This is a genomic window from Microcystis sp. M31BS1 (genome assembly GCF_020245285.1).
Classification (GTDB): Bacteria; Cyanobacteriota; Cyanobacteriia; order Cyanobacteriales; family Microcystaceae; genus Microcystis; species Microcystis panniformis.
On record NZ_JADBVE010000218.1, the window covers coordinates 1 to 4,501 of the forward strand.

Below are 4,501 nucleotides of genomic sequence, written 5' to 3' on the forward strand. Positions count from 1 at the left end.
AAAGCCACTCTTAATCGTGTCTTGGAACGAAATAGAGGCTTTTAAAGACCGCGTACATGGAGAATTAAAACAAGAATTACCCTCGAAAAGCCTATTTTTCTACTAAGTATTTATGCTTATTGCAAAGGTGAGATGCTCCCGCTCCGAGCTTATCGCTTAATACTATTGACTGATAACTTACCCACTGATAACTTACCCACTGATAACTGATAACTGATAACTGATAACTGAATCCTGCCTCCTGAATAAAGATTGTTGATTTTTGCAGGAGGTCTAATCAAGGAACCCAAGTTATTTGGTAAGCTGAAACGGTAATCTTGACCCCCGAATGCGCGTGCTGATCAGTGTTGTCATCCCTACCTACAATCGCCAAGCAATCTTAAAAAAATGTTTACTCGCCCTAGAAAATCAGCGTTTAACCGATAATAAGGTGGAAAACTACGAAATAGTCCTTGTCGATGATGGCTCTACCGATGGGACGATCGCTTGGCTAGAAACTCAAAAGGCTAATTTACCCCATCTGCAACTGTGGCAACAGGATCACGGCGGACCAGCGATCGCTAGGAATCTAGGGGTAGAAAAAGCTAGTGGTGATACGATTATTTTTATCGATAGCGATCTGGTAGTGACAGAAAATTTTCTGCAAGCTCACGCCGACGCTTTAACCGCCGGGGCAGAAAGTCTCAGCAGCGATCGCTTATTTACCTACGGCAGTGTCATTAATACCTGTAACTTCGAGCATCCCACCAGTGAACCCTATAAAATCACCGATTTCTCCGCTGCCTATTTTGCCACGGGCAACGTGGCGATCGCTAAAAAATGGTTATTAGCGGCGGGATTATTTGATACTCAGTTTCAACTCTACGGTTGGGAAGATTTAGAATTAGGGGTGAGATTGAAGCAATTGGGACTAAAATTAATTAAATGTCCCGAAGCCGTCGGTTATCATTGGCATCCCCCCTTTAGTCTCGCTCAAATTCCCAATCTCATCGATAAGGAAATTCAACGGGGACGAATGGGAGTGCTTTTTTATCAAAAACATCCCACCTGGGAAGTGCGGATGATGATTCAAATGACTTGGATTCACCGATTGTTGTGGGGTTTACTTTCCCTAGGGGGAACCCTGAATGAACGCAGCCTCTCCCCGCTGTTACAATGGTTAATCGATCGAGGTAAACCGCAATTAGCCCTAGAAATTGCCCGCATTTTTCTCAATTGGTACAATGTGCGCGGCGTTTATCAAGCTTATCGGGAAATGCAGCTTCAGTAAAATGTCTTGGCGAACACCGATGAAAGCGTTTCTCACAAAGACGAGGTGTCACTAACCCCGCCCTAAAACCAGAGACTTTGTACCTCACCATCGAGATAACTGCCCTAAGGGTGAACATTTGCCGATAAAAAACTGAATATTTGCTTTCTTTTTCTGATAATTGCTGCCACAATCAAAAGCAATCAGCATAAAGAGCGGCGGAAAACACTGACCACATTTGCCCCTTGTGAATTATCCTCTGAAATTGGGCATATTATAAAGTAAATTTTCCTAGAGGAGGAATCCCATAATGAATATCTTCGATATTTTAATCGGTTTTGTCGGTGGAGGTGCGATCGGGGGTGGGGCTTTATATGCCCTCCAAGAGGGAAAAATCAAGGAAGAACGGCAAAAATATCAGAAAATTCGGACGGCTTTAGGTGCAACCGAAGCGGAGTTAAAAGACAGCAAAGGACAGTTAAAACAACTCGCTCTCTCCGAAGAACGGATTCGCAATATCGAAGCCACCTATAGAGAAGAAGTGGCTAAATTGCAGAAAGAGTTAGAAGATAGCCAAGGACGTGTACAAGGGGCAGCCAGCGCCACTGCCGCTCAAGCAGTGGAAGTCGCCGATAAAACCCAAATTCAGCAACTTGAACAGGAATACGAGGCTAAAATCGAGGAATTGCGCCAAAGCTACCAAAGTCAAATACAAGAGATTATAGACGGGAAGCAAGGGGAAATAGAAGCCCTGCGTCAAAGTCAACAGGCGCAGATTCTAGAATTAGAAGAGGGCTATCAGTGGCAAATTCAACAACTAGAACAGAGTTATCAAAGCCAACTGTTAGGACTAGAAAATGCCCGCCAAGCAGTAGTGGATGATCGAACCACTGAAATCGTCGAACCCTGGGATGATTTCCCCGATAGCCCCAGGGACGAAGAAATAAATCCTTTGGATGGTTTTATCACCGAAGAAAACCTAGGATTGGAACCAGAATTTGCCCCTGAAACGCCACTAGAAACGTCCATTTCCGAACCAGAATTCAACAGTGATATGAATCCTTTTGATGGTTTTATCACTGAAGAAAACCTAGGATTGGAACCAGAATTTGCCCCTGAAATGCCCCTAGAAACCTCCGTTGACCAGGAGACATTTGACGGTTTAAACAGCCCAGAAGAAACCTTAGTTTCTCCAGAAATGACTGAGAGCGAAGATTTTCCCGTCATGGCAGAACCAGCAATCTCTGACTGGGAGATGTCCGCTGCTGAGATAGAATTTCTCAATAGTTTAACATTAGAGGAAGAAACGAGAACTATCGGTAGCCTAGAAGAATTATCGGGTAATTACGGTCAGATTCAAGAAACCGTTAGCAGTGACACCAGTTTCTCTGATTTATTAGCCACCGATGCCGAAAAATTCGCTGATAACCAAAATTTTCTCGATGACTTATTTGCTGATACCGATGACAGCAATAACCCCGAATTATTCGATTATTTTGCGGAAGAAACCCCCACAGTTGCATCTAACCGCCAAAATGTTGCTTCTGTTGCGAGTGACCAAGAAGAACTAGATTTCTTCAGTATGTTGGATAATGAAGAAATGGCTAATCTAGAATCCTTACCTTCTGACGAAGAACTGCCCCTTGATGATCTATTTAGCGATGATTTATTCTCGGATGGGGACAATAGCAAAACCACGAGGCTAGAATCTCATCAGTAGGCAGATTGCCCGCCATCAAGGCAGAAGACAGAATTTCTTCCCCACCCGATTTCTGGCTTCTGACTTTCCTAACTGCGCCACCAGCCAGATGGGCGTTTTCCCCCTGTCCCCCGATTCCCCTAACATAGAATAGTAAAAAAATCTACATCAAAAGTAGTGGACATTGTCAAAAAAAACAAATACGATGTGGGAGGGTACGTTGTACCCTTTTGACTGTACCTAGCCTTTTAAGGAGATTTTCCCGTGAAACTCACTATCAAAACCCTTGTTTTGTCCACTGCCACTTTCGGCTTAATGTGGGGTGTGGCACAAAACGCCCAAGCTGCTACTCTAATTCCTGGAGTCACTGCCTCAACGACCATAACAGGACAGGCTAATTGGAATCTAATCGATACCGTCAACGGCAAAGGGCTGCCCAGTAACACTCCCAGTCTTACGGGAAATCATGTGCCGTCGCAGACTGGTAATTCTTGGCGGTCAGGTATTTTAACTAACACGGAGGGCACCACAATTCCCTCAGGTACTATCACTTTTAATCTCAATGGTAGCTATAATCTATCTGGGTTTACTTTCTGGAACCTTGGCAATACGACTGAGGAGCTTGCCAATCAGGGAATTAAAGATGTGACGATTCAATACTCCAACAACGGTGGAACAACTTGGAGTACCCTGAGTGGCGCTCTGGCTTCCTTTGCAAAAGGACTTTTTGGTACTACACCTTTGCTTCAGCCCGCACAGCAGTTCAGTTTTACCTCAGTCGCTGCGACTAATGTTAGATTTACTAATCTGAGTAACTTTGGGGGGTTCACTAACCCCGCATTTCTCACAAAAAATGCGATCACTAATCCCAGAAGTCTTACTGGATAAGGGTTTGAATCCAGTGATCGCCTCGGAATAAAAACAACAGTGTGTTGACCGTTCAAGACTGAAGATCATAATCAATTAGACATTAGATAAAAAATGTTCTAAGTGCGTATTTTTTAGATAAATTAATTGTTTAATTAAAAATTATACGTTAAAAAAAGCCACACAATCTGCTACAATTTAGGAATAGAATAATTTAAGTACGACCAATTTATGACTTCTAATCCTAGCCAAAAAATCAGCCACCAACTCAACTTTGGAAGAATCAAAGGGAAAGAAATAATCGCTAATTTTGAGGGAGGGAGAATCACCTCAGATGCTGGAATTATCTTAATGGCAGAGTTAGATAAAAAACTAAAAATTAGCGATAAATTCGCTGAGGGTTTTCAAGATCATAGAAGTTTATCTTATATAGATTATTCAGTTCATCAATTAGTCTCTCAAAGAATTTATGGACTTATCTTAGGTTATGAAGATGTTAATGATCACGGCTCTTCGGTTTGTGTTATGCAATGGACGAGGGTTACAAGGGATGGAACCTTTATGTAGAAAGGCATTTGGCGATTTTTGTCAATTGTTTTTGCTCTAGAGCGAACTAATCAATTAAGTCTCTTGCCAGATAAGGATTTAGTCGATTTATGCCCCCCTATTGAACCATACCAAGTAAC

General features: G+C 42.6%; 4 protein-coding genes and 1 pseudogene. 4 read left to right on the forward strand and 1 reads right to left on the reverse strand.

Features of this window, described 5'->3' with window-relative positions:
* Window positions 1-149 precede the first annotated feature (149 nt).
* Window positions 150-281: a hypothetical protein gene (locus IM509_RS12820; RefSeq protein WP_284525797.1), complete on the reverse strand. Its 132-nt coding sequence runs from the start codon at window positions 279-281 to the stop codon at window positions 150-152.
* A gap of 47 nt (window positions 282-328) precedes the next feature.
* On the opposite strand from IM509_RS12820, the gene IM509_RS12825 reads away from it, so the two are divergent.
* The 4 genes and pseudogenes from IM509_RS12825 to IM509_RS12840 form a co-directional block, all read left to right on the forward strand.
* Entirely contained in the window at window positions 329-1,270 is a 942-nt protein-coding gene (locus tag IM509_RS12825) for a glycosyltransferase family 2 protein (protein WP_002788812.1), read from the forward strand.
* Between the two features lie 289 nt (window positions 1,271-1,559).
* Window positions 1,560-2,969 (forward strand): hypothetical protein, encoded by a 1,410-nt coding sequence (locus tag IM509_RS12830; RefSeq protein WP_052276935.1) that lies wholly within the window; start codon window positions 1,560-1,562, stop codon window positions 2,967-2,969.
* A gap of 243 nt (window positions 2,970-3,212) precedes the next feature.
* Window positions 3,213-3,836 carry a hypothetical protein gene (locus IM509_RS12835; protein WP_052276934.1) on the forward strand — a complete coding sequence of 208 codons (624 nt, stop codon included), beginning with the start codon at window positions 3,213-3,215 and terminating at the stop codon, window positions 3,834-3,836.
* A 210-nt stretch (window positions 3,837-4,046) separates the two neighbouring features.
* Window positions 4,047-4,322, forward strand: a pseudogene (locus IM509_RS12840) (transposase); the annotation flags it as partial.
* Between the last annotated feature and the right edge of the window lie 179 nt (window positions 4,323-4,501).

Coding starts and splice junctions, on each gene's coding strand:
- IM509_RS12830 (WP_052276935.1), top strand. CDS start 1,560: ATGAATATCTTCGATATTTTAATCGGTTTTGTCGGTGGAGGTGCGATC.
- IM509_RS12825 (WP_002788812.1), top strand. CDS start 329: ATGCGCGTGCTGATCAGTGTTGTCATCCCTACCTACAATCGCCAAGCA.